The sequence below is a fragment of the Psychrobacillus sp. NPDC096623 genome, from assembly GCF_044762655.1.
In the GTDB taxonomy this organism is placed as follows: Bacteria; Bacillota; Bacilli; order Bacillales_A; family Planococcaceae; genus Psychrobacillus.
This window is the reverse complement of sequence record NZ_JBIWER010000002.1, coordinates 764,328-790,759: the sequence shown is the minus strand read 5'-3', so window position 1 is coordinate 790,759 and position 26,432 is coordinate 764,328. Positions and strand designations below refer to the sequence as shown.

Annotated in this window: 23 protein-coding genes, 1 tRNA gene and 1 pseudogene; 17 read left to right on the top strand and 8 right to left on the bottom strand. The window is 35.4% G+C overall.

Translation table 11 applies throughout. The features are described 5' to 3' along the window. Positions 1-11: 11 nt before the first annotated feature. The gene (gene plsY / locus ACIQX2_RS08650; protein ID WP_402848654.1) at positions 12-617 is read right to left on the bottom strand and encodes a glycerol-3-phosphate 1-O-acyltransferase PlsY; all 606 of its coding nucleotides are present in this window, start codon (positions 615-617) and stop codon (positions 12-14) included. A gap of 332 nt (positions 618-949) precedes the next feature. Here plsY and parE point away from each other — a divergent pair, with 332 nt between their 5' ends. Both parE and parC read left to right on the top strand, forming a co-directional pair. Next, complete coding sequence (gene parE / locus ACIQX2_RS08645; RefSeq protein ID WP_402848651.1) at positions 950-2,920, top strand: DNA topoisomerase IV subunit B; 1,971 nt, start codon at positions 950-952, stop codon at positions 2,918-2,920. Then, positions 2,917-5,346: a DNA topoisomerase IV subunit A gene (gene parC, locus ACIQX2_RS08640; protein ID WP_402848649.1), complete on the top strand. Its 2,430-nt coding sequence runs from the start codon at positions 2,917-2,919 to the stop codon at positions 5,344-5,346. Before parE ends, parC begins: the two co-directional genes overlap by 4 nt. A 40-nt stretch (positions 5,347-5,386) precedes the next feature. On the opposite strand, the gene ACIQX2_RS08635 is transcribed toward parC, so the two are convergent. Next, entirely contained in the window at positions 5,387-5,614 is a 228-nt protein-coding gene (locus ACIQX2_RS08635; RefSeq protein ID WP_402848646.1) for a hypothetical protein, read from the bottom strand. A 143-nt stretch (positions 5,615-5,757) separates the two neighbouring features. Here ACIQX2_RS08635 and ACIQX2_RS08630 point away from each other — a divergent pair, with 143 nt between their 5' ends. The 3 genes from ACIQX2_RS08630 to ACIQX2_RS08620 all read left to right on the top strand — a co-directional run bounded on the left by ACIQX2_RS08630 (position 5,758) and on the right by ACIQX2_RS08620 (position 7,993). Beyond that, positions 5,758-6,309 (top strand): copper resistance CopC family protein, encoded by a 552-nt coding sequence (locus ACIQX2_RS08630; protein ID WP_402848643.1) that lies wholly within the window; start codon positions 5,758-5,760, stop codon positions 6,307-6,309. Next, positions 6,306-7,412, top strand: a complete 1,107-nt coding sequence (locus ACIQX2_RS08625) for a copper resistance D family protein (RefSeq protein ID WP_402848639.1) — start codon at positions 6,306-6,308, stop codon at positions 7,410-7,412. Before ACIQX2_RS08630 ends, ACIQX2_RS08625 begins: the two co-directional genes overlap by 4 nt. A gap of 77 nt (positions 7,413-7,489) precedes the next feature. Further along, on the top strand, positions 7,490-7,993 hold the full coding sequence (locus tag ACIQX2_RS08620; RefSeq protein WP_402848636.1) for a GNAT family N-acetyltransferase: 504 nt from the start codon (positions 7,490-7,492) through the stop codon (positions 7,991-7,993). 161 nt (positions 7,994-8,154) lie between these two features. On the opposite strand, the gene ACIQX2_RS08615 is transcribed toward ACIQX2_RS08620, so the two are convergent. The 3 genes from ACIQX2_RS08615 to ACIQX2_RS08605 are packed head-to-tail and all read right to left on the bottom strand — an operon-like array spanning position 8,155 to position 11,930. Then, complete coding sequence (locus ACIQX2_RS08615) at positions 8,155-9,279, bottom strand: Ger(x)C family spore germination protein (RefSeq protein ID WP_402848633.1); 1,125 nt, start codon at positions 9,277-9,279, stop codon at positions 8,155-8,157. Beyond that, positions 9,266-10,387, bottom strand: a complete 1,122-nt coding sequence (locus ACIQX2_RS08610) for a GerAB/ArcD/ProY family transporter (RefSeq protein ID WP_402848630.1) — start codon at positions 10,385-10,387, stop codon at positions 9,266-9,268. Before ACIQX2_RS08610 ends, ACIQX2_RS08615 begins: the two co-directional genes overlap by 14 nt. Beyond that, positions 10,380-11,930, bottom strand: coding sequence for a spore germination protein (locus ACIQX2_RS08605; protein ID WP_402848628.1), 1,551 nt, complete (start codon positions 11,928-11,930; stop codon positions 10,380-10,382). Before ACIQX2_RS08605 ends, ACIQX2_RS08610 begins: the two co-directional genes overlap by 8 nt. A 226-nt stretch (positions 11,931-12,156) precedes the next feature. Here ACIQX2_RS08605 and ACIQX2_RS08600 point away from each other — a divergent pair, with 226 nt between their 5' ends. From ACIQX2_RS08600 to ACIQX2_RS08575, 6 genes are all read left to right on the top strand, one after another. After that, positions 12,157-12,648, top strand: coding sequence for a DUF2975 domain-containing protein (locus ACIQX2_RS08600; RefSeq protein ID WP_402848625.1), 492 nt, complete (start codon positions 12,157-12,159; stop codon positions 12,646-12,648). A 15-nt stretch (positions 12,649-12,663) separates the two neighbouring features. Next, complete coding sequence (locus ACIQX2_RS08595) at positions 12,664-12,891, top strand: helix-turn-helix domain-containing protein (protein WP_402848622.1); 228 nt, start codon at positions 12,664-12,666, stop codon at positions 12,889-12,891. Positions 12,892-13,012: 121 nt separating this feature from the next. Continuing rightward, the gene (locus ACIQX2_RS08590) at positions 13,013-16,183 is read left to right on the top strand and encodes an ATP-binding cassette domain-containing protein (RefSeq protein ID WP_402848619.1); all 3,171 of its coding nucleotides are present in this window, start codon (positions 13,013-13,015) and stop codon (positions 16,181-16,183) included. Between the two features lie 958 nt (positions 16,184-17,141). After that, complete coding sequence (locus ACIQX2_RS08585; RefSeq protein WP_402848617.1) at positions 17,142-18,623, top strand: amidase family protein; 1,482 nt, start codon at positions 17,142-17,144, stop codon at positions 18,621-18,623. A gap of 25 nt (positions 18,624-18,648) precedes the next feature. Then, positions 18,649-19,224: a DUF6886 family protein gene (locus ACIQX2_RS08580; protein ID WP_402848614.1), complete on the top strand. Its 576-nt coding sequence runs from the start codon at positions 18,649-18,651 to the stop codon at positions 19,222-19,224. A 183-nt stretch (positions 19,225-19,407) separates the two neighbouring features. Further along, positions 19,408-20,106: a Type 1 glutamine amidotransferase-like domain-containing protein gene (locus ACIQX2_RS08575; protein ID WP_402848611.1), complete on the top strand. Its 699-nt coding sequence runs from the start codon at positions 19,408-19,410 to the stop codon at positions 20,104-20,106. A gap of 79 nt (positions 20,107-20,185) precedes the next feature. Here the strand turns inward: ACIQX2_RS08575 and ACIQX2_RS08570 are convergent, their stop codons facing one another. After that, positions 20,186-20,620, bottom strand: a complete 435-nt coding sequence (locus ACIQX2_RS08570) for a DUF3888 domain-containing protein (protein ID WP_402848608.1) — start codon at positions 20,618-20,620, stop codon at positions 20,186-20,188. Positions 20,621-20,729: 109 nt separating this feature from the next. Here ACIQX2_RS08570 and ACIQX2_RS08565 point away from each other — a divergent pair. Beyond that, positions 20,730-20,961: pseudogene (locus ACIQX2_RS08565) on the top strand (DUF3977 family protein). A 159-nt stretch (positions 20,962-21,120) separates the two neighbouring features. On the opposite strand, the gene ACIQX2_RS08560 reads toward ACIQX2_RS08565, so the two are convergent. Both ACIQX2_RS08560 and ACIQX2_RS08555 read right to left on the bottom strand, forming a co-directional pair. Beyond that, entirely contained in the window at positions 21,121-21,498 is a 378-nt protein-coding gene (locus tag ACIQX2_RS08560; protein WP_402848605.1) for an rRNA methyltransferase, read from the bottom strand. A gap of 90 nt (positions 21,499-21,588) precedes the next feature. Further along, positions 21,589-22,137 carry a helix-turn-helix domain-containing protein gene (locus ACIQX2_RS08555; RefSeq protein WP_402848602.1) on the bottom strand — a complete coding sequence of 183 codons (549 nt, stop codon included), beginning with the start codon at positions 22,135-22,137 and terminating at the stop codon, positions 21,589-21,591. Positions 22,138-22,262: 125 nt separating this feature from the next. On the opposite strand from ACIQX2_RS08555, the gene ACIQX2_RS08550 reads away from it, so the two are divergent. From ACIQX2_RS08550 to ACIQX2_RS08530, 5 genes are all read left to right on the top strand, one after another. Next, entirely contained in the window at positions 22,263-23,690 is a 1,428-nt protein-coding gene (locus ACIQX2_RS08550) for a SulP family inorganic anion transporter (RefSeq protein ID WP_402848599.1), read from the top strand. Between the two features lie 12 nt (positions 23,691-23,702). Next, positions 23,703-24,122 (top strand): universal stress protein, encoded by a 420-nt coding sequence (locus ACIQX2_RS08545; RefSeq protein ID WP_402848596.1) that lies wholly within the window; start codon positions 23,703-23,705, stop codon positions 24,120-24,122. Between the two features lie 84 nt (positions 24,123-24,206). After that, positions 24,207-24,278 (top strand) — tRNA-Asn (locus ACIQX2_RS08540). Positions 24,279-24,441: 163 nt separating this feature from the next. Next, on the top strand, positions 24,442-26,112 hold the full coding sequence (locus tag ACIQX2_RS08535) for a ribonuclease J (protein WP_402848593.1): 1,671 nt from the start codon (positions 24,442-24,444) through the stop codon (positions 26,110-26,112). A gap of 18 nt (positions 26,113-26,130) precedes the next feature. Further along, on the top strand, positions 26,131-26,382 hold the full coding sequence (locus ACIQX2_RS08530; protein ID WP_402848590.1) for a (4Fe-4S)-binding protein: 252 nt from the start codon (positions 26,131-26,133) through the stop codon (positions 26,380-26,382). Positions 26,383-26,432: the final 50 nt, after the last annotated feature.

Here is a 26,432-nt window from a genome sequence, read left to right as displayed (position 1 = left end):
TTTCATCGATTTTAAAGCCATGTTACTTTTGGTTCGGTACCAGCTTTAATACGTTTCAAATTAGAACGATGACGATAAAAAATAAATATTCCCAGTAACAGCACAATAATTATTAGAGGCCAATCCTTATCAACCGTAAAGTAGTAAATAACACTATAAAGAAGCGCAACGATTGCTAAAATCATTGAAGTTAACGACACCATTTTCGTCAATTTTAAAACGACCAAAAATCCAATGACTAAAATAACAAAAATAGGCCAATTATAACCTAGCAAAATACCACCGGAGGTAGCTACAGCTTTTCCACCTTTAAATCCAGCAAAGATGGGGTACATATGACCAACCACTGCTACAATACCTAAGATGAGTGGATGAATATTTGCTGCTTCAAAGATTGTCAAAGAACCTAGCAGTGTTGCAGCAGTCCCTTTCAGAATGTCCATTATTGTAACAATTAAACCAGCTTTCTTACCAAGTGTTCTAAATGTGTTTGTACCACCTAAATTTCCACTACCATGCTCTCGTATATCTACATTATAAAATAGTTTGCCAACCCATAGACCTGATGGAATAGAACCAATAAGATAAGCGAGTAAGAGTAAAAGAATTATGATCATAGTATACTCCTTTAATATAAATCTAATAGAATCTTTAACATTTTTAAGTGTACCATGTACATTTGTAAGTATTCAATGCCCTAACACGAAAGGATTACAATTCTTTGTGGAAGACGTGATACAATTAAAAAGAATCAATAACTGAATGGGACAGTCAAGAAGGAATATTGTCACGAAATAGCGAATGCATGAAAAGGGAGTTTGCATTCTGAGAAATCTTTCCTTACAATTAAATTCTGGCGTAAACTACTGAAAATATTGACATAACGCGTATCCATTTGTACATTTAAGAAAGCATAAAGAACAGATGTTTTGTTTTGGAGGGAAAGTATTTGAGTAAAGTTGGAACAGTAAATAGTTATAGTGATGATGACATACAGGTCTTAGAAGGTTTAGAAGCAGTTCGTAAAAGACCAGGTATGTATATTGGTTCAACGGATGCGAGAGGCTTGCATCATTTAGTTTACGAAATAGTCGATAATGCCGTAGATGAAAGTCTTGCTGGCTTTGGGGATCATATTATCGTAACCATACATGAAGATCAGAGTATTACCGTTCGTGATTTTGGACGTGGAATGCCTACCGGGACGCATAAAACAGGAATACCAACCGCAGAAGTTATTTTTACCGTTTTGCATGCAGGAGGTAAGTTTGGACAAGGCGGTTACAAAACAAGTGGTGGGCTGCATGGTGTTGGTGCATCTGTTGTAAATGCGCTTTCTACCTATGTGGATGTGGAAATACATCGTGAAGGTAAAAAGTTTCATCAACGATTTGAAAATGGTGGGAAAGTTGTTCAATCTTTAACACAAGTGGGAACAACGAAAGAAACTGGTACATCTGTACGGTTCTTACCAGATGATAGTATCTTTTCTGTGTCGAAATACAATTACGAGACATTATGTGAAAGGTTAAGAGAATCTGCGTTTTTATTAAAAGGATTAAAAATCGAATTAATAGATGAACGTACGGAAGCTCATGACGTATTCTTTTATGAAACCGGAATAGAGGCGTTTGTTTCTTATTTGAACGAAGAGAAAGACGTTTTGCATCCTGTATTCTACATGGAAGGTTTACAAGATGAAATTGAAGTAGAATTTGCCTTTCAATTCAATGACGGATATTCGGAAACGATTCTTTCCTTTGTAAATAATGTCCGGACTCGTGATGGTGGGACGCATGAAACAGGTGCAAAAGCAGCTTTAACAAGAGTTTTTAACGAATACGCACGCAAAACCAATCTATTAAAAGAAAAAGCGAAAAACTTAGAGGGATCCGATATTCGAGAAGGTATTTCTGCTATTATTTCTATTCGTATTCCAGAAAATATACTACAGTTCGAAGGACAGACGAAAGGTAAACTGGGGACTAGTGAAGCTAGAAGCGCAGTAGATTCCGTCATTTCTGAGAAATTACAATATATTTTAGAGGAAAATTCAGAGCTAGCATCTTCTCTTATACGAAAAGCACTTCGCGCACAGCAAGCTCGTGAAGCTGCGAGAAAAGCTAGAGAAGACGCACGTAATGGAAAAAAACGTAAACCTTCTGAATTGTTATCTGGTAAGTTAACACCTGCTCAATCGAGAAACGCAGCAAAAAATGAACTTTACTTAGTCGAAGGAGATTCTGCTGGAGGATCTGCCAAACAAGGTCGAGATCGTACGTTTCAAGCAATTCTGCCCCTACGAGGTAAAGTAATCAATACGGAAAAAGCAAATCTATCCGATATTATGAAAAATGTAGAAATCGCTACGATTATTCATGCTATTGGTGGTGGCGTAGGAGCAGAATTCCAAATAGAAGATATTGCCTATGACAAAATTGTTATTATGACTGATGCCGATACAGATGGTGCACATATACAGGTACTTTTATTGACATTCTTCTATCGTTATATGAAACCGTTAATCGAAAATGGAAACATTTATATTGCTTTACCACCGCTATATAAAGTATATAGAGGTGTTGGTAAAAAAGAGGTTTTCGAATATGCATGGACAGAAAAAGAATTAGAAGCGGCTTCAAAAAGAATTGGTAAAGGATATACACTCCAACGTTATAAAGGACTCGGGGAAATGAATGCCGATCAATTATGGGACACAACTATGAATCCTGATACTAGAACACTTATTCGAGTGACTATTGAAGATGGTGCACGCGCAGAACGACATGTGACTACGCTAATGGGAGACAAAGTAGAGCCACGACGCAAATGGATTGAAGCTAATGTCAACTTCAGCTTAGAAGATGATTCCAATATATTAGAAAATGAAAGAATACACACGGAGGATGAATTAGCATGACACAAACCGAACGTTATCAAAATTTGCCATTAGAAGAGGTGATCGGTGATCGGTTTGGACGTTATAGCAAATACATCATTCAAGATCGTGCACTACCTGATGCTAGAGATGGCTTAAAACCTGTTCAACGCCGCATTTTATTTGCGATGTTCCAAGAAGGCAATACAAATGATAAACCATTCCGAAAATCCGCCAAAACAGTCGGTAATGTCATCGGTAACTATCATCCTCATGGAGATAGTTCCGTTTATGAAGCGATGGTGCGTATGAGTCAAGAGTGGAAGCTTCGCCATATGACTGTCGAAATGCACGGGAACAATGGTTCTGTTGATGGGGATCCACCAGCAGCGATGCGTTACACGGAAGCTAGACTTTCTGCAATTTCTCATGAGTTACTAAGAGATATTAACAAGAATACGGTTGACTATATCCCGAACTTTGATGATTCGGACTCAGAGCCAGTCGTATTACCAGCAAGGTTTCCGAATTTGATCGTAAATGGTTCTACTGGGATTTCAGCAGGGTATGCAACCGATATTCCACCACATTCTTTACACGAAGCACTAGATGCTGTCATGATGAGAATTGAAAATCCTGCTGCCACAGTCGACGAGCTAATGACTGTTATTAAAGGACCGGATTTCCCTACAGGAGCAATTATCCAAGGTGTAGAGGGTATCAAAAAAGCTTATGAAACGGGTAAAGGGAAAATTGTCGTTCGCTCCAAAACAGAAATTGAAACGATTAAAGGCGGTAAGCAACAAATTGTTATTACCGAAATTCCTTTTGAAGTGAACAAAGCAAACTTAGTGAAGAAAATAGACGAACAAAGACATGATAAACGTCTTGAAGGAATCGCAGAGGTTCGAGACGAATCCGATCGCACGGGTTTACGAATTGTCATTGAGATGAAAAAAGAAATTGATGCTCATGGGATCCTTCAGTATTTGTTAAAAAATACTGATTTACAAGTGACTTATAATTTCAATATGATTGCTATTCATAATCGCAGACCAACGATGATGACTTTACCACTTCTTTTAGATTCATACATTGAACACCAAAAAGAAGTTGTGACTCGTCGTACAGTATTTGATTTGAAAAAAGCAAAGGAAAGACTCCATATTGTAGCAGGACTTATGAAAGCTCTATCGATTCTAGATGAAGTGATCAAAGCAATCAGAGCTTCCAAAGACAAAAGAGATGCAAAAAATAACTTAATTGCCTTATTTGAATTCTCCGAAGCCCAGGCAGAAGCAATAGTCTCCCTACAATTATATCGTTTAACTAATACTGATATTACCGAGCTTCAAAATGAAGAAGAAACGCTCAATAAATTAGTGAAAGAATTAGAGAATATTCTTGCAAAGGAATCAGCACTTTTGAAAGTGATTAAAAAAGAACTATTAGCTGTAAGAAAACAATTTTCTGAACCGCGTAGATCAGTCATTGAAGATGAAATTGAAGAGATTAAAGTGAACTTAGATGTCCTAATTCCAAACGAAGAAGTGTATGTAACGGTAACGAAGGACGGCTACATTAAACGTACGAGCACACGTTCATACACAGCTTCTAATGGGCAAGATTTCGCTATTAAGGAATCGGATTATTTACTGTTTAAAGAATCAATCCATATGCAGAATCATCTATTGCTATTCACTTCTAAGGGCAATTATATCTACCAGCCAGTGCATGAATTACCGGATATACGCTGGAAAGACCTTGGGCAGCATATATCCAGTATCGTGCCACTCGATTCACAAGAAAAAATAATCCGAGTAATGGGTATTGATTCATTTGACAAGGATTTAAGCGTTTTAACAGCAACAAGAGATGGACAGATTAAACGTTCCTTACTTTCTGATTATGTGGTGCAACGATACGCAAAATCGATTAAAACGATGAACCTGAAAAATAGTGATGAAATGATCATTGCAGAGCTAGTAGCACCATCGGATGATGTATTAATCACGACACATGCTAGCTATTCTGTTCGTTTCTCTTTAGACGAAGTGCCAATCACTGGAGTAAAAACTGCAGGGGTAAAAGCGATTAATCTAAAGGACGGAGATTATGTAGTAAGTGTTAATCCAATTTCGCTTCAAAGCAACGAAGATATTATGCTGATCACGCAAAGAGGTGCCGTTAAAAAAATGGCATTAAGTGAAATCGAAGCGGGTCTTCGAGCTAAGCGAGGCGTGCTTACATTAAGAGAGCTTAAGACAAATCCACATCGTGTGTTTGATGTTTTATTAGTTAAGAAAAATGACCATGTGATTATTGAAACAGAAAAAGGCCAGGAAACAATAGATGTTAATTCTTTCCGTCCATCGGATCGATACTCGAATGGTTCGTTTGTGATCGATACCGAAAAAGATGGACCCTTAGTTCGTGTATGGAAACAAACAAATGAAGAGAATCTATAACCAAAAACGAGACTCTCTCGTATAAGACCAAATCTCTTGATTAAGCCGCAAAAATAGCAGTATCATAATAAAAAGCATTTCCATCAGGTATTGTACCTTTTGTGAAATGCTTTTTATATTTGTTATAATTTTGCTGTAGTTTCTCTTTTTTCGATTTAGTCATCCGGACATGTGTACTAAAATTAACTTCATTTCTTGCTATTGTCACATCTTTGCCTAGATTACGAAGTAGGTGTTCCCGTCTACGTTTGGCAGCCGATTTAGCCATTAAAATCACTCCTATAAATAATTTGTGGTACACATACAGGGTATCTCAAGTTTGCGGAAAATACAAACTACATTCTTTCTTCATAGCTTTATGGTATAAGTATAGTGTGGTATAAATTATGTACAAATTTTTGGAGGTTAATTATGAAAAAAATATTCTGGATGACAATTGCTTTTGTACTATTGGTTAGCAATAATGTACTAGCGCACACTGGCTTGGAAAGCTCTACTCCTGTTCAAGGTAGCACGGTAACCGAAAAGCTAAACGAGATTACACTTACATTTTTAACAAAGATAGAAGAAACAAGCTCCTTCACATTAACGAACTCCTCAAATGACGCAGTGAATGTAGAAGATATTACAGTAAGTAATAACGTATTATCTGGGAATGTAACTGAACGCTTGGAAAACGGGGCATATCAGATCAATTGGAAGATAATCGGGGCTGACGGTCATCCGATAGAAGGTGTAATTGATTTTGTATTAGAAGCGCCTGAAGAAGTTGAAGCAGTAGAACCAACTACTGAAACAATTGATGAAGCAGAACCGGTTGAATCTAGCACTAATGAAATGGAAACAACAGTGGAAGCAGAACAAGAGGAAGAGAGTTCCAATTCTACAGTAGGAATTATTATAGTTTTAGTCATTATCATTGCACTAGCTGCTTGGTGGATGGCTCGGAGAAATAGAAAATGATGTTTGTTTTGACAACTTTAAGCGAGGCGCTTTTATATGTGTGCTTCGCTTTGATAATGGGGAGCTATATTTTATCTCTATTTCCAAACGATTTAATTCCCTCTATTGTTGTTTCAAAAAAATTAAAATTATTTGCAGTAATTGGCATAGCGTTATTTTCTTTTGTTCCACTTATTAGTTTGCTCATTTATTTATATGAAGACTATGGTTTATTTGATTCACTGCAATATATTTTATTGACCTTTGAGGTAGGTAAATCATGGTTATTTATGTTAATTGTAACGGTGTTCTTAGGACTGTATATTTTATTCTTTGATGGCAAGAAATCTGTTTTGTATTCGATTGTAGGGATTTTACTAGTTTTTGTACTTATCTTAAGTGTAAGCTGGTCAAGTCATGCAAATTCTATTCAAAGCACGAAGGGATTAATCATTCATTTCCTACACTTTGCCTCTGTGGTCATTTGGGTTGGAATACTGTTTGTAGCAACTTGGTTTTCCAAAAATACGCATAACTGGTTATCGTTCTTAAAATGGTTTCATATAACCGCATTATACTGTTTTGGAATAATTATCATAACAGGATTTTCTTTAATGAGTTTCTCTACACCGCTGGAAGCTTATCCTGATACATGGACAGTTTCCTATGGACAAAGTCTGTTGATCAAGCATCTGCTAATTATTCCACTCATTGCATATGCGTTTATAAATGGAATTCTCATGAAAAAACGACTACTGAAAGACGAAAATTTTGATGCTCGACCGTGGACAAAAGTAGAATTTTTTATACTTCTTTTAATTTTTGCTGCTACGGGTGCTATGAGTCAGCAATCACCACCACATAGTCTGTTTGAAACAATAAATAGTGAGGGCTTTTCTTCATTATTTTTACTGTTTCATGATGGGAATGTTTCTTCTAATATAGCGGTTCAAATGGTATTTAATCTAGATGGAATACTCTTGTTATGTATATCTGCTGTTTTTCTTGCACTGAGCCTATTCTCATTCGTCAAAAGAATGCCAGCCATATTTTCCTTTATCATGAGTTTATTCGTTGTTATAGTGGCTTATATTGGGCTATTATTCAGCATTCAAATTGTATAAGAGTTCTTTAAAAAGCATTTCCAAAGGTGTATAATCCTTCTTGGAAATGCTTTTATTTAGAGAAATGGGGAATACTGATGAATCAAAACATAACTATTAGTAAAATGATATCTTCCGATTGGGATTATGTTAGAGAGATTTTCATAGAAGGTATTCGAACAGCAAATGCCACATTCAGAACAGAGGCTCCCACTTGGGAGGAATGGGATAAAGATCATTTAAATAAATGCCGTTTTGTTGCTAAACTGAATGGGGAAGTAGTAGGGTGGGTAGCATTAACTCCAGTTTCTAGTATGCTTGCATATTCAGGTGTTGTAGAGGTAAGCATTTATATAGCTTCTGTTGCAGCTGGGAAGGGTGTTGGTAGTCAATTACTACAACAAGTGATTGAATCCAGTGAGCAAAACAAAATCTGGACAATCCAAGCATTGATCTTTCCAGAAAATATTGCAAGTATTAACTTACATAAAAAATTCGGATTTGGAGTAGTAGGAACGAGAAAACAAATGGGGAAACTAAATGGAGTGTGGCGCGATGTTGTATTATTAGAGCGCAGAAGTGATAAAGTTGGGGTGGAGTAAAAGTAGGTAAGTTCACATACAAAAAAGTAATCCACCTATCACTCGACGGATTACTTTTGCGAACTTGCCAATCATCCTTGAAGAGAATTGTTCTATGATACAACCACATCTAAACGTTTTTTTATGGATTGACATCGCGGTAAATGAACGAATCTTGGTTATTACTCAAATACTCCATTCCTGATTATGACAAAGTCAACTTTCACATTTACTTTCATGTTTTTATATAGTTCGTGCCATTTTTCATTCGTCAGATTAGAGCCTCTTACAGAGCTTCTATATTTCTCGCCGAAGCCAAAAACGTCGGATTCAATACTCTTACCATAATCAATTATCCTTAATATATCACTTGTTAGATTTTTACTGATCGCTTTTTCCAGTTTTGCTACTTTTTTGGGATCGTCTAGATTAACATCGGGATTAATTTCTAATATTTGTGCTTTTACTTTAAGATTCAAGTCAAATTCGGGAGTAGTTGGATTGACTAACTTTAATTCTCTTTTTGAGCGAATTGCATCGAATGCTAATGAAACTTCATTTGGTTTGGTTTTTAAAATGTCACTAGGTATGTTATCTTTTTCTAAGACTGTTTCAAATATACCAGACTTAAAATTATCCCTTATTAGCTTGACAAAAAAGCTATCTTCCGCGGAGAGTCTACCCACCATTTTATCTCCTTTAAATAGGGCGATCCCTGATATTCCTACCAACTCTTCGTCTTTTTTTATGATTGGCATAGCAATATCATTCCCAGCCATATACATATCATGTGCAATTTCATGGAGAGTGGATGAGATCATATGCTCCTGTTGTATGTTTTGCTCTAATAACCTATAAATATGTTGCCCTACATCTTCAATATTTTTATATTTGTATTCAAGTAAGGATGCCATTTGATCCTCCACTACGGCCAAATAAAGACTATTACTTACACTTGCATTTTCTAAGTTTGTCTCTATATAGTGATGTATGTTATCCTTAGCCAACTCTTCGCTTAACAAGATTACTCTCATTTGACCGACCATAATTTTTTTAGATAATTTACGATTGGTTTTCATTCGATTCCCTTTACTAGTTTTATTTTCAGTTGTAATTACTTGCACATTACTTTGAAATTCCGGATTTACTTCACGAACAACTGCGGTAGTGGAGATTTTTTCTTCAGTTCCCACATCGTAACCAACTAAAGTAACTAACCCAACTTTGTCTAAGATATTTGTTTCAACACATCCGGCAAGAAGGCTAGGTAAAAGAAGTAAGATGACATAAAATCTAAGGGTTCTCATTTGTTTGCTCCTTCTGCGAAGTAAATTTCTTTTTAAGAATGGTTAACAAATATAAGAGAATAGGATAAACAAACACTAGATAAAACCCCACTTTACCCACTTGATTATTAATCATGTTAATCTGGGTACGAGACTCCACGAGCAATGTGCCTAAAAAAATAATGAAAGAGAAAATCCAAACGAATTTCGTACCACTTATATTTACTAAACGTATTACCCCGCGATAAGCTGCCCATAAATACAGACAAAGATTCGGCAAAATGATTAACATCCAAAAACATACCGCCACAAATTCAAATCTTTCCATAAAAGGAAAACTGATAAAGCTAAATAATGTTAATGTCGCCCAAACAGTTCTAAGTAGTTTTCCTTCACTGTAGTACCCAATCGATACCAACATGACGGAAAGGTAAATAAATGTAGATGCCAACAAAGCTAAATGTGTATATTTGCTTGTTTTTTTCTTGTCTTTTATAAAGGGATAAATTACATTTAGTATCTCAAAACCTAAAATTGTAAATGTCATGGAATATGCACCTTTTAATAGAGACCCAACATTTGCCTCTAAAATAGGAAATAGACTATCTACCGTAGCGAATTTCATCGGAAAAATTAACATAGGGAAGATCCAAAGAGCAAGGACGACACTAAAAAAAGAAATCCCGACTATTACACGAAGTCCACCGGTAAATGCATATATGGTGATTAGAATTAATGTAGCCGAAAGAAACCACGTACTTATGTCAGGAAATAACCATGCTTGAATAACTTCTATATAATTTCGCAAAACGGCGAAAAACGCAATAGAACAGTACAAAATATAAATAGCATTTAAAAAATTGCCTAACCATTTTCCGTAAATATCTTGCTGAATTCCATAGAGGTCATTAGAGCCATAAGCTTCTAAAGTTTTTATCATACAAAAAGCGACAATATGAGTGGCAATTCCCGCCAGTATTACTGAAATCCACGCATCATGTTTTGCATTTTGATACACAATACGTTGAAACCCTTGTACACCAACCCCAATTTGCGCACTGTGAATGACAAAGAACAGTAAATATGTATTAAACATATCATTCGGTTCAAGTCGTATTGAATTATCCATTCTTTCCACCTTCTGTTGAAGTGTTTTTAGGCTTTACAGGTTCAGCATTGAATTTTCCTTGATCAGTTGGTCTTGTAATATCTGGTCTTTTGGACGTGAATGGTATAGGCAATCTAATAATACTGTCAGACATACCTTTCAATCTCGGAGGATAAAAAGGAGACAGATATGGTGCACCCAAACTAGTTTGACGCAAAAGATGGATAAGGATAAAACAAAAGGCTAGCATAATTCCATAGTAACCCCAAAATCCTGCAAGTATGATAATAGGAAAACGAATGAACCGAATAACATTCCCCATCATATAACTTGGAGTTGTGAAAGATGCCAGGGCGCTTAATGCAACGAATATTAGCAAAATGTTACTAGTTATTCCCGCTTGTACAGCTGCTGTCCCAATTACGATACCACCAACGATACCAATAGTTTGACCAATTTTTGTTGGTAATCTTGCTCCAGCCTCTCTTAGTAATTCAATAATAAATTCAAGTAGTAATGCTTCAAATACAGGTGGAAAAGGAACTAAAGCTCGCGATTCACTAAGTGGCACCAAGAAGGCTAGAGGAATCACTTCATAATGAAAGGTCAGCGCCCCTACATATATCGGTGTCAAAAATACAGATAGAAGAATGGCACTAAACCTTAATAATCGAACAAATGTAGCAATTTGCCATCTTAAATTTTGATCCTCACGACTTTGAAAGAATTCAATAAATGATTGGGGGCATATGATCGCCATAGAACTACCTTCTACTATAACCCCCAACTTCCCATTCAAAAGACCCTCGCAAAACCTGTCCGGTCTTTCGGTCAGGAGCATTTGTGGAAAGGGGGTAATCGAGTTATCGTCAATCATTTCTGCTAGAACCGCACTATCGAGTAATGCATCTATATCTAAATCCGTAATTCTTTGGCGCAACGTGTTAACCATTTGTTCATTTGCTATCCCGTTCATGTATAAAAGTGCTACAGAGGTATTGGTCCGTTTTCCAAGTGCGAAGTTTTCGTTACAAAGATCTGGACTCATGATATAACGTCGTACTAAGGAAATATTCGTAGAAAGACTTTCATTAAAACCGACTTGAGACCCAATTACTTGGGATTCATTTTCTGGTGATGTCAAAGTTCGCAATTCACGCTTAGGAATACTAGCCATTATTACTTCAGAAAATCCTTCTACTTGGATAAGTACGGATCCATTTACAATTGCTTTTATAACCACTTCTAATCGAGTCGAAATATCTATCTCTGGTATAGAAAGGGTAGTTTTTATAGTGTCTGGAGTATCAATCGATTTATCCTGCAAATTGGAGATGATATGATCGTTTAAAGTTACTTCATTAACTAATTTGTCAATATAGACGAGCGTAAGATTGGATGAAATATTTTTGATGATTAAGTCAGCCGGATTATTTGTTGCATCTTTTATCAATTGAACAAAGTCACTTTTCAGTGGAGTCATCATGCCTATATCTTTTTTAGGAGCATCTTTTATTACAGGTGTTCGTTTTTTATTTTTATTGAAAGGTAGTTGAATTTTCATGTGGAATAATAGGCTCCTTCCATTATTAAGCTTTCATTATAGAGTTAGCTTTAAAGGAGAAAACTATACTTAATTTCAGTGACTTTTTGGATGATTGAAAAAGTAGCTAAGCTCAAGTTCAAAATACCATACACCAATAAAAAAATAGTGATTAAGAACAATTATATATTGTATAACGATAAATAATGAGTTAAAATGAGAGCATAATAAATAGTGAGGTGCTTATATGAAACGTGGATCAACACTCTTTTTGAAGCTAGCCGTTATTCTTATGGGATTACCAGTTCTAGCTCTATGTATATTTTTACTGCCCCAGATAGCGATGGAAGCAAATGAAGCCACAGAAAAGGGTTCAGATTTGGCATTTGTTGTATACGGTCTGTTACTGGTTATGTATATATCAGCAGTACCATTTTACTTTGCACTCTACCAATCTTTTAATCTTGTCAGCTATATTGACAAAAACCAAGCATTTTCAGATTTATCTGTGAAGGCTTTAAACAAAATTAAAAGGTCTGCCATCATCATTATCTGCTTGTATGTTGTGGCCTTACCATTCGTTTATATAATGGCGGAGGTAGACGACGCTCCAGGTCTCATAATAGTTGGGATGGTCCCTATTTTTGCTTCGATGGTGATTGCTGTTTTTGCGGCAGTTCTCCAAAGACTTTTAAAAGAAGCTATCAATTTGAAAGAGGAAAATGATTTAATAGTCTGAGCTGAGGTGAATAAAATGGCCATAATTATAAATATTGACGTGATGCTCGCTAAACGGAAAATGAGTGTGACGGAACTTTCAGAGAGGGTTGGAATCACGATGGCAAACCTTTCAATCTTAAAAAATGGAAAGGCAAAAGCGGTTCGATTATCCACATTAGAAGCAATTTGCAAAGCTTTAGATTGCCAACCTGGAGATTTATTAGAATACAGAAGTGAAGACGAAAATTTTAATATTGATTAGACTGGATAAATTATTACCAGAATAGTAAAATTAAATTCTTACACAACAGAGTGCAATTCAGTAAATAGAATTGTGCTCTTTCTTATTTTTGAAATATGGTAGAAGTGGAGTGGAAAGCACTTTGAAGATAAAACAATTAATTGCGAACAATATTAACCATTTAGATACTGTACTACCGGTAGATACATCGTTAGGAATTGCAGGTCTTTCTGGATCTGGTAAAACAACTTTTTGCCAAACAATTGGGGAGGAATCCAAGAAACGCCTCGTTTCATTGTTACCTAAGGCTGAATATCAATATTTATTTCCAAATATTATGGAAACGAATTTTAGTGCCATCAAGATGGAAGAAATGCCTCTAGTTCTTTTCCTGGGAAAATCATCTATTTCTTCTAATCCACGTTCAACTATTGGAACACATACAGGCGTATTTACAGAGATTCGTGTGCGACTTGCGGAAGCATTTAATCTTTCTCCTGAGGTTTTTTCGTTTAATAATGAATTAGGATGGTGTCCTAAGTGTAAAGGACGTGGTACTACCCAAAATGTTGAATGTAAACAATGTGAGGGCCAACGATATAAGCCAGAAATACTTCAATATAAGATAGATTTAATGAATAAAGCTCATAATATATCCGATATCAATAACTTAAGTATTGAAGCTATTCTTTCGTTAGCAAAGGATTTACATATAAGTGAAGCAAAACAGCTTATTCTTAAAAATATCATCCAGATGAATATTGGATACTTAACAATCAATCGGATTATGGGGACGTTATCGGGCGGAGAACTAACTCGACTATACTTAGCTGAATTCATGGCAGCTAGTGAAAATACCGTCATTATCATTGATGAAATCTCCGTTGGGCTCGATCAAGAAACACTGCTGAAAATTCTGGAGCAAATTAAACAACTAGGCTTTAAGAATCAAATATGGCTTATCGATCATTCAGACACAGTGCTCGACACGACCGACAAGCAACTATTCTTTGGACCTGTTAGTGGAAAATATGGTGGTGAATTGGTAGAGGAGTCCCCACGTCCAAAACCAATTAGAGCTCAAAGAAATGAGAAAATGCCTACCGAATATTATCACTTTCATGATCTTTTCAGCCGTAATATTCAAATCGCTGAAATTCAAATTCCCAAAAATAGAATTGTCACTTTTACGGGAGAATCTGGTTGTGGTAAATCTACACTAGTTAATGAGTGTATCGCCAAAGACTTCGTAAAGCGATATCCAAAAGACAAACTTGTAATGGTTGGACAAAATAGAAACCAATCCATTACTAGCCGTTCCACTGTAGCTACTTTTCTAGATATAAAAAAGAAACTAACAAAATACCAAGGCGATATAGAAGATCTTTTTGAACGCTCGATTGAAGATATTATGGATGAACTACCTAATAACGATATCGCTCATAAACGCTTAAGTTTATTGATCAAACTAGGACTTGGCTATTTAACACTAGAAAGAAAAACACAGTCCTTATCAAATGGGGAATTTCAATGTGTGCATTTAGTCTCTGAACTGTTTGCTAGCAATAGAAATCCACATACTCTTTTTATCTTTGATGAGCCTTCAAAGGGACTATCACAAAACATATTAAATCAGTTCATCGATAGTGTAAGGGTTATTCTCGAGGATGAATCCGTTTCTATGATTATGATAGAACATAATGCCTATGTGTTAGAAAACGCTGATTTTATCGTGGATTTTGGGAAAAGACAGCTCACACCGGTTACCCATCTGAAAGTTCTCAGTCATGATGATTATTATCGCAGGAAAGATAACGAGCATATAGCTGCTCCTGTACAAATTCCTTCGTTTGTTCATCAGAAAAATGGGATTCACCACTTAAAAGAAAATCAGATTAGCTATTTTAAACAAGCAGAAAACATCTATAAGGGCGGTATTTTAAAAAGCTTATCTTCTATGGCTCGTTTAATATACGGTGAATACGAATCTGAAAAAATTGCTCCTGTCATTGCAATTGACCTAGAGCGACATTTGTATAGTCAATATAGCTTTCTTTTTGAAATTGGTGGCTTGATCAATCATATTATTGCATCACATCCTACAAATAAAGATACGCGTAGCTTCGACTTCTATAACCAGGATAATCATTGTGCAAGTTGCTCTGGCCGCGGGGTAATTGAACAATTTGATTTTGATGTTGTTATTCAGGACAAAAATGTACCTTTCTGGGATGGGCAGTTGCATCCAGATGTAATGGAAGTATTAAAATATTACCAATATCCAAAATTACAATTCCTATTTGAAGAACTTAAAAATGAGCTTGGACATGATTTGAGTAAAAGCTTTAATGACATGACGGCAGATGAAAAGCATACGTATTTATATGGGTATTGGGAAAAGTCATTCTATGACAAAGCAGGAAAAACGCAGAGAACATGGCAAGGCTTTAATAGCATCATTGGGATGTATATGTTCATTTCGAAATCGGTTATTAAAGAGGAAATGAAAGCAACGAAAGAAATGATTACTTGTCCAATCTGCCAAGGTTCCGTGTTAAACCATCATAAACAGCTAAAATTTGGTGATACGGATATTCGTGAAATAATTAAGCAACCTCTGGGTGAAGTGATTAAGACAGTTGGAGAACTACCACAGTTAGTGAAATTGAAAGAAATAGTGGGATGTGAAATGACGTTAAGCGAAGAAGTCTCTTTGCTTCCTAGGGAAACACAAGTTGCCCTGAAAATGCTAGAGTTGGAATTAGCCAGCTTCGCTAATTATGAAATAGTATTGCAAAATGTATTGCCATTTTGGGACGATATTAAAGACAATATTGAATCCATCAGCAAAAAAAATCAGGTAACTATCTGTGATTTTGATGGCATTATAGAGACTAGAGAAAATATTATTGATAAATATTTCACAAATGGAAAATACAATAAACTTACTTATGTCTATGAAGCCTTTGGTTATAAAAAACTCGTTACTAATATTAATAAAATAAGGAAAAGTCATCAGTGTCCGTTCTGTAAAGGAAAAAAAGCCATCACGGAGGATAATTTGCATGACGGCGTCTATAAATTAACTATTCCATGTGTGAAATGTCATGAAACGGGCCTCAATGAAGAGGGACTGCAGGAAGAAGTAGAAGGCATTGCAGTAAATACGTGGCTGACAGGGAAGGTTAGGGATGTTGTTACGGATAGTATACAGCCAGAACTTGTGGAAGACTTGCTCATTTTCAAACGAATTCGAGAGTTAAACAAACAGGAAATGATGGCGGTTTATGTATACTTAGAACAAAATAACTAGAATTATCACTATGGACAAGTAGTAATATTAAAATCGTGATAGTAATAAATGTACTTTTCGAATAAATAATGTAACTTATTTCCCTTACAGGGGTGCTTTCACAGGTAAGGGCGAGCCTCCTCAGGCAAAAAAGATGTTGGCACAAAGGCGTTGCGATCACATTGTGGCGCTCTTGTCCTTTGTTCGTTTGAATCACTCTCTGTGGTTTCGCTTATATCGCTGGAATCGCAACTGTAACGAAGATCAATTAATGTATAGTACTATACGGAGAGATTTAGCATGGCTTATTCTTAACATAAGAAGATTAGGCAAATTTACTGATAATTTTTTAATCAGAATTGTAATCCAATGATTGATGTTAAAATCAATCTTTCATTTAAATACAATATTGTATGGAACTTTCCTTGTATAAAAGGGCTTATTGTTGATTGTAGCCCAGGTCGGTGACTCCAGTGGGACAGCACGAGGGAGAGACTACAGGCTCGATCCGTGCCCACGGAAAGCGTCCGACCTTCGCTACAATCAACTGCATATCTAACTTTTATTCTAAAAAACCGGGTATCCTATTACCCGGTTTTTCTAATGAGTATACCATTAGGGTAATTATTTGTTGTGTTTCTTCTAAATTCTTATTTTCGGGTTTAATAAAGTCAGTTTTAATGCTGAAAGATTGGACTTTTTTTTACGTGCTCAACCAAAGATTTGTAAAGAAAATGAAGTTAAAAACCTCACCATATAAAATAGGATGTAGAGCGCTTTCACATTTATAGTTGGTGAACTTTTTTGATGAAGGGAAGGGGTTTTATATTAATTTTGTGCTTACTAAAGATGCAGTTAATCGAAAAAGTTAAGCTTTTGATGTTAATAAAAAGCCTGATAAAGATTTTATTTTTATTTTTCTCTTACAGTTATTGCTTTTATGAATTATTATTTTATAGACAAGCAAGGGGGAATATTTGTGACTATTATTTTTAATAAGTTTTGCACAGAAGAATTAACGATTAAAGAAATACAATCTGCTATGGATAATGGAGATTTAACATCAAAAGAATTGGTAATGTATTATTTACATAGAATTGCAAAGTATGATCAGGACGAACAGAACTTAAACTCTATACTTGAAATAAATCCAGATGCGATTTTCATAGCTGAGGCACTCGATTACGAAAGAAAAATAAAAGGTATTCGGGGACCATTGCACGGAGTTCCTGTATTTTTAAAAGACAATATTGAAACCGGCGATTCAATGCATACGAGTGCTGGCACTATTGCATTAGAAAATCATATTGCCAGCAAAGATGCATTCCTTGTTGGAAAACTCCGTGATGCAGGTGCAGTGATTTTAGGAAAAACTAATATGACAGAGTTAGCTAACGGGATGTCAAGTGAAATGTGGGCAGGTTACAGTTCAAGAGGTGGACAGGTATTAAATCCTTATGGGGATCCAGATCTTTTTGTTGGTGGCTCTAGCTCTGGTTCTGCTGTCTCAGTTGCTGCAAATTTCACTGTCTTATCCGTTGGTACAGAAACAGATGCTTCCATTCTAAGCCCAGCCATCCAAAATTCCGTGGTAGGTATTAAACCAACTGTGGGTTTAATAAGCAGAAGCGGAATTATTCCTTTTACCTACTCTCAGGATACTGCGGGTCCATTTGCAAGAACTGTTACGGATGCAGCTATTTTACTTACAGCTTTAACTGGTGTGGATAGGAATGATTCTGCCACATATAAAAGTGAAGGAAGAATGGAACAGGACTATTCCATTTTTTTAGATTCGAACGGACTAAGAGGAGCAAAAATCGGTGTATTTAATAAAGCATCTAGTGATTTTCTAAACTCGGATGAGTACGATGATCGTTTATTTAATGATGTTGTAGAAACGATTAGTGACCAGGGAGCTAAAATACTTAAAGACATCGATATACCGTCGTTTCATAGAGATTGGAATTGGGGAGTAACTTTATATGAGTTTAAACATAGTTTAGATAATTATCTTTCTCAGCTTCCATCTAATTTACCTGTTCATTCTATAAGTGAGTTAATTGAATTTAATAAGGCTATGAAAGATAAGGCATTAAAATACGGACAGAATAAATTGGAACTAAGAGCATCTTTCCCTAATACCTTAAGAAATCCAGAATATTTAGTAGCTAAATTAGAAGATTTATATTATTCACAAGAACAGGGTATTGACTATGCTTTAAAAAAATATGACCTTGATGCGATTCTTTTTCCTTCTTATATAGGATCAACAATTTGTGCAAAAGCTGGATATCCATCGATTGCAATACCAGCTGGATATATGAAAAATGGAAAACCTTTTGGCATTACATTTGCAGGTACTGCTTTTAGCGAAGGGAAATTAATTAAACTATCATACGCGTTTGAGCAGGCTACAAAACTTAGACAAAGTCCAATAATGCTAAATACTAAATCTTAACTTCAAATAGCATTGGTGAAAGGGGATGGCAGAAATGAGGTTGTTTCATATAAGTGAGGAAGATGATATTTCTATATTTATGCCAAGATTACCTAAGAGAAAGGATCTTGAACAGAGAAATGGCCTAGTTTGGGCAATTAATGAAGAGTGTTTGCCAAATTATCTTACTCCTCGAAATTGTCCAAGGGTAACATATCATTGTACCGAAAAAACAACAGTGCATGATAAAAGTAACTTCCTTTCATCAGACACAATAACCCATGTTGTAGCAATCGAACATAATTGGTTTGATAGAATGAGGAACACCAAATTATTCTTATATGAATTTGATCCATCAGATTTTTATCTTCAAGATAGAGCTGCAGGTTATTTTGTCAGTGAGAGTACACAAGTACCAATCAACAAAATGATGATCAATGATTTGTTTGCTGAACTTATAAAAAGAAATGTAGAACTTAGAATTATTGATAATTTATGGGATCTGACTGAAAAAATTAAAAAAACAAGTTTTGATTGGTCCATGTGTAGAATGGATTTTGCTGAGAAAAAAAAGATAGCTTTGCATCAGTCTATACGTAGGACAAAAACTACTACAGACTAAAATGAAATAAAAGTATGTAAAAATAGTAGATATAATCCCTGTAATGCGCTAAAGATATTTAGCAGATACCATTTTAAATTATTCGGCCGTCAATGGTAATTGTGAGAGAAGAATAATTTATAAGAGAAGTTTAATGTACCTCATCTAGGTAAATTTTAAGAACAATAAAGGAGGAAGCTTCAAATGAGACAGATTATTGCAATGGGTGGCGGAGGTTTTTCTATGGAACCAGAAAACCTTTTACTTGATACATACATATTAGCTCAAACGAAAAAAGATTTACCCAGAGTTTGTTTCGTCCCAACAGCTAGTGGAGACGCAACGAGTTATATTGAAAGATATTATAATGCATTTAATACTCTCCCTTGCAAACCCTCTCACTTATCGTTATTTGAACCAGAATATACCGATTTAGAAAGAAATATTCTTGAACAAGATGTAATCTATGTAGGTGGTGGAAATACTAGAAATATGCTGGTTTTGTGGAAAGAATGGGGACTGGACAATGTTTTGAAAAGAGCATATGAGAATGGAGTTATACTTGCGGGTTTAAGTGCCGGTTCAATTTGTTGGTTTGAAGAAGGATTAACTGATCCCTTGAATGCTCCTTTGTATAAGTTGGATTGTTTAGGATTCCTAAAGGGGAGTAATTGTCCCCATTATGATGGAGAGAATAAAAGAAAACCTGCATATCACGAATCGATCTTAACCGGAAAGTTAAAGGACGGTTATGCAGTAGATGATGGAGTGGCTCTTCACTTTATTAATGAAACATTATCTGCTTCTGTTAGCTCCAGACCAAGAGCTAAGGCATATTTTGTAGAAAAAGTAGAAGGGGAGATTAGAGAAACCGAATTGAATACAAGATATTTAGGGAAATAAAGTGAAGGTTTATTTAAATGTGATTTTGACTATTAAAAAAATCCCCAAAAGGGGACAAAGGTTCAAACCTTATCATTAGTTAATTTTTCTTTATAATGTCTTGCCAATTCGGAGGAAGCTCGTAGGTTTCCATGTGTTTAAACTCTTTAAGCAAGATTTTACTTGGAGTTATTGAAAATGTTAGTTGATCTCTTCCTACCGGATTATGCGGTCCAACGACCGGTGTAACTTCAATGGTTACTAAAAACATGTAACCTCGATAGCCATTAGTTCTTTCCATCTTCAAAATTTTGATTTGATACGGATAAACTAAAGGACTGGTGGTAAGGTAATCAGAGTAGTAATTAGAAACTGCTTCTTGAACATTTGGTAAAAGTAGTGAAAAAAACAAATCCATCATAAGTTCTTCTTTAGATTTTTCAGCTGGCTGATAATAATCTGGCTCAGCACTTGAATATTGTGCTGGAGTTAGCAACAAGAGCAAAACAGAAGGGACTATAATGATTTTTCTCATTTTCACACCACCTTACAAAGGTTATTTTGTTCCTAAAAGATGATTTTATCTCCACCAAATATTTCTTTAAGAAATGGCAAATGCTAAAGAATAAAGGGTGAATTGATATTTGATATACATTGAATTTGGAATAGGAAATTCCTGGTTAATAAGAACCGAAACAGAATTAGAAGATGGTACGGAATTTGAACAGAAAGGAATAAAAGGACTAATCAATTTCTTTGTATTTTAGAATTTGGATAGGTAAAACAGTTTTAATAGCAGATTTACGTGACGGCTTAAAAAGACAAAAGAAAAAACGCAGCGAATTCAAATTTATATTCGGTATAATTAGTAGTTAAATTTTATTTCACTATTAAAGATTAAAGTAGCAGTATTCAAGTACGAAAATTCCTCTGATATCTCACTATTACGAGTATACTTTTAATATGAGATGAAACTTAGTATAATATATATTATGACCACATCCCTATTTTATAAAGAAGCTTAAGTACTCTTTTTTATTCTTTTTCTATTCTATATCTCCAATTTGCATTTTTTACTTCCTCTAAATTTATATAGCTTTCACTTGTCTCAATTACATCATTCAAATTTAACTTATTGCTCTTTGCAAATAACCGTAATCTTTCCAGCGTATCCTTATCACATGTCGTGCGAAATTCTACGCGATCTTTCGGTCTATTTTTCTTGTCATAGATTAATTCACTTTCGTTTAATATATTTTCAAACCCGTTTTCTAATAAATAACCAATATGCGAATTTGATTCTTGTGCTATTATTTTAAGTTTTTTTATTAAGCTAGCACTTATTCGAGTTTTATATTCCGTTCTAGTTTCATCAACTGTTTGTACTAACTTTCCATTTATTATTTTCCACATAGCTATCACACCTTAAACTATTCTTTTTTTCGCTATATTTATCCATTTAACAGCTTTTAAGCATATCTTGGTTCAAGTTGTAGGGTTTTCCTAGCTTTCATGCTTAAACTGGTCTAAATAGCGATATAACGTTGATTTACTAATACCTGTTTCATCTTTAATCTGCTGAAGCGTATATTCTTTGCTGTCATACATAATAAATGCTCTATTTAAATTATCATCCGACTTTTTTGGACGTCCAATGATTTTTCCTTGCTTTTGCGCCTCACGTACACCGAAAATGGATTGATGGCGTTTGATTTTTGTTTGTAGATCCGTCAATATCTCAAGTAACTCTATCAGCTTCATTGTTAAAATGTCAGTATTTTGAACGTCTTCATCGATAAAAGTTACAGTTACTTCGTCTTTTTCAAATACACGTAACAAATCTTGAAATTGTGTTAAAGAATCCGCTAGTACCACAAAATTTTGCACATATAGGTGATCACCCCTTGTGAGCTTCATAACTAGTGCATCTAATTCATGTCTTTTTTTCATATGTGGGTGTTGCTCTGTATAGGTTTCAATATTTGGTATATCATTTAGCTGAAACTTCGATTCTTCATCATTTACTAATGGTCTTTTGTATCCGTACTTCATTTTTCCCTCCATTTTCCCGAAAACATTCCCTTTTAGGAAAAGTCGTGTTATGATATGACAGATTGTCCTAAAACTAATGGTTTTGGGACCACATTATTATTGACTATATCCGAAGGAGAACCTATATGCAAACAATTCAACAACAATGGTTTGGGAATATTAGAGGTGACATATTATCAGGAATTGTTGTCGCACTCGCACTTATTCCTGAAGCAATTGCTTTTTCTATCATCGCAGGAGTCGACCCAATGGTTGGTCTATATGCTTCATTCAGTATTGCTGTAATTATCGCCTTTGTCGGTGATAGACCTGGTATGATATCCGCTGCAACTGGAGCCATGGCGCTTGTAATGGTCAACTTGGTCGCTGATCATGGATTAAATTATTTATTAGCTGCTACTATTTTAACAGGTATCATTCAAATTTTCTTAGGTGTCTTTAAAATTGCTAAGCTCATGCGTTTTATACCTAATTCCGTCATGATCGGCTTTGTCAATGCATTGGCTATTTTAATATTTATGGCACAGGTGCCTCATATCTTAGGTGAAGGAATTATCACGTACGTTTTTGTCGCTGTAACTCTTGTTATTGTCTATACAGTACCACGTTTTATAAAAGGTGTTCCTGCCCCACTAATTGCGATTGTCATTTTAACGGCAATCACATTTATTTTTGGAATCGAACTAAAAACAATTGGAGATCTTGGAACCATAACACAAAGTCTTCCAAGCTTCTTCCTCCCAGATGTACCGTTTACATTAGAAACACTTCAAATAATCTTACCTTATTCTTTAGCTTTAGCTGTTGTAGGTTTACTAGAATCATTATTAACCGCCCAGATTGTAGATGATATGACCGATACTAAATCAGACAAAAATCGTGAGGCTCGAGGACAAGGTATTGCCAACTTTATCACAGGATTTTTTGGAGGCATGGCTGGTTGTGCAATGATTGGACAATCGATGATTAATGTGAAATCTGGTGGTCGAGGTCGTCTTTCTACGCTAGTTGCGGGGGTTTTCTTAATCTTTTTAATCATTGTATTAGGTAATTTAGTAGTAGATATACCGATGCCTGTGTTAGTTGGGATAATGATTATGGTTTGTATTGGAACTTTTGATTGGGGTTCGTTTAAATACTTAGTAACAGCTCCTCGTCCAGACGCTCTTGTAATGATTACTACTGTGGCAATCGTAGTATACACAGATAATTTAGCTATAGGTGTTGTAATAGGTGTTATTTTAAGTGCTTTATTCTTTGTTGCTTCTATCTCTAGGGTGAAAATAACAGAACAAGATGGCATATATATTATTGAAGGTCCCCTTTTCTTTGCATCTACCCAGCATTTTGTTCAAACAATTGAACAAGCAACAGCCGAACAAATTACAATAGATCTATCGAGTAGCCATTTATGGGATGAATCCTCGGTAGGGGCAATAGTTAAAGTTGTTTCTAAATTAGAAGAACAAGGTAAAATAGTAAAGGTAAAAGGGATGAATCCCGCAAGTGAACTGCTTTATCAAAAGTTATTAGGTATAACTACTTCACATTAAGGAGGAATTGCTATGTATCAACACATTCTATTAGCAGCTGATGGCTCAGAAAACTCCGTCCGTGCAGCTTATGAAGCGATTAAATTAGCAAAGTGTTTACCAAGTTCTATTATTGAAGTAGTAATGGTCACAGATTTTGACAAATCCAAGCAAGATATTCTGCATGCACAATCCTCTGAATCATTGTTACTTGAACGGAAACGTAAACTTTCAAATGTAGAACAGTTATTAAATAGTGAGCAAGTGAAATATAGAATAACCTTTTTAAAAGGTTCACCTGGTCCGGAGATAGTGCGATATGCAAATGAACAAAAAGTAGACCTACTTGTTATTGGGAGCCGTGGTTTGAATGGTTTACAAGAAATGGTGTTAGGTAGCGTTAGTCACAAAGTGATGAAGAGAGTACACTGCCCTGCTTTGATCGTTAAATAATTTCTTATTAAATTTTTCACGGAAATTAGGATGTATATTCCCATAACTAATAGTTCATAATAATTTTTGTAACATATCTGCTATTCCGAAGTAGCTCAGTGGTAGAGCAATCGGCTGTTAACCGATTGGTCGTAGGTTCGAGTCCTACCTCCGGAGTTAGTAACTTAAAAAGAATGGTTGGTCGTGATATAGTTCACGGCCAACCATTCTTTTTTTATACCACTTTCCTTCTCCCTCCTTTCAAGTAAATTAAAAAGCCCCTTATAAAACGACCATATGAGGTAATACTTAGAATAGCAATTTTGAATGGAGGATAAATATGAATACAGTAAACACAAAAGTATCTATTTTTGCGTTAGGTGGAGTCAATGAAATTGGAAAGAATATGTATGTCATACAATCGGATGACGATATAGTTGTAATTGACTGTGGTTCGAAATTCCCGGACGAAACACTACTAGGCATAGATTTAATTATCCAAGATATTTCATATCTATTAGAAAACGAGGATAAAGTCAGAGCTTTAATCATTACACATGGTCATGAAGATCATATTGGTGGTATCCCCTATTTCCTAAAGCAACTCAATATCCCGATTTATGCAACAAACTTAACATTAGGTTTAATTGAGATCAAATTAAAGGAACATGGCTTATTTAGAAGTACGAAGCTCTTTTTAATAGACTCGGACTCCAAATTAAGACTTGGCACGATTAAAACATCCTTTTTCCGTGTAAATCATAGTATCCCAGATTGTCTCGGAATTGCATTTCATACTTCACAAGGAACAATTGTACATACAGGAGATTTTAAATTTGACCTGACACCTGTAGACGAACAAAGCGCTGACTTTCATAAAATGGCGGAGCTCGGTCAAAATGGCGTATTGCTGCTCCTATCAGAAAGTACTAATGCAGAACGACCAGGCTTTACCCCGTCTGAACGTAAAATTGCGGAACATGTAGAAGAAGCGTTTAGAAAAGCTCCAAGAAAAATTTTTATCTCTACGTTTGCATCTAATGTACACCGGGTACAAACAATTGTGGATGCTGCTATCAAGACAAATAGGAAAATTGCTCTTTTAGGTAGAAGTATGGTTAATGTAGTATCCGTAGCAATGGACCGAGGTTATTTAACTATTCCAGAAGGTATGCTTGTGAATCAAAATGAAATTAATACAATGAATCCGGAAAATATTGTGATAATATGTACGGGAAGCCAGGGTGAACCGATGGCCGCCTTGTCTCGTTTAGCTAGTTCCAGCTATCGACAAGTAGAAGTACTTCCTGAAGATACGGTCATTTTCGCTGCTGGACCAATACCAGGCAATGAAAAGAGTATTACCAGAATTATTGACAACTTATATACATTAGGTGCTCACGTTATTTACGGATCTGGGAATGTCACAGGTATGCATGTTTCTGGTCATGCTTGTCAGGAAGAGTTAAAATTGATGCTTTCCTTGATGAAACCAAAATACTTCGTCCCAATACACGGTGAATATCGTATGCTTCATCACCACCAGCGTTTAGCAGAATCAGTCGGCGTAGAACGTAATAATATTTTCATTGTTCAAAATGGTGACGTAGTAGATATCGAAAATGAAAAAGCAGTCCAAACGAGAAGCATAGAAGCAGGAAATGTGTTTGTCGATGGTTTTGGTATCGGTGATGTTGGTGAAATTATTTTACGGGACCGAAAATTACTTTCAGAGGATGGTATGTTAGTTATTGTTACCACACTCAGCAAAGCAAACAACAAAATAATTTCTGGACCCGACACTATTTCTCGTGGATTTGTGTATGGACCCGAATCTGAGGAACTTATTAATGAAGTAAATCAAACTGTTCGATCTACCATTACAAAAACAAGAGATACAAATAGAAATCAACGCGTTCTAAAACAAAACATTAAAAAATCTATAGAAAAGCTTTTATATAGTCGAACAAAAAGAAAACCTATGATACTTCCTATAATTATCGAAGTGTAAACAAATTGGAGGTAAACTATGGCAGAAACAGAAAAAAACTTAGTAGAAGCAGGTTATAAAAAATATTACGGGGATGAAATAGACATTTACTTTCATCCCACAAAATGCACACATGCCGCAAACTGCATTAAATACCTCCCCTCTGTTTTTAATGTAAACAAAAAGCCATGGATTTACCCTAATGGTGCATTAAGAGAAGATAGCAAAAGGGTTGTTCATAATTGTCCAAGTGATGCATTAAAATTTATAGATAAAAGAACCGTTCATTAGAGAAATTCTCTACTGAACGGTTTTTTTATCCCGTTAACACCGGGTTTAAG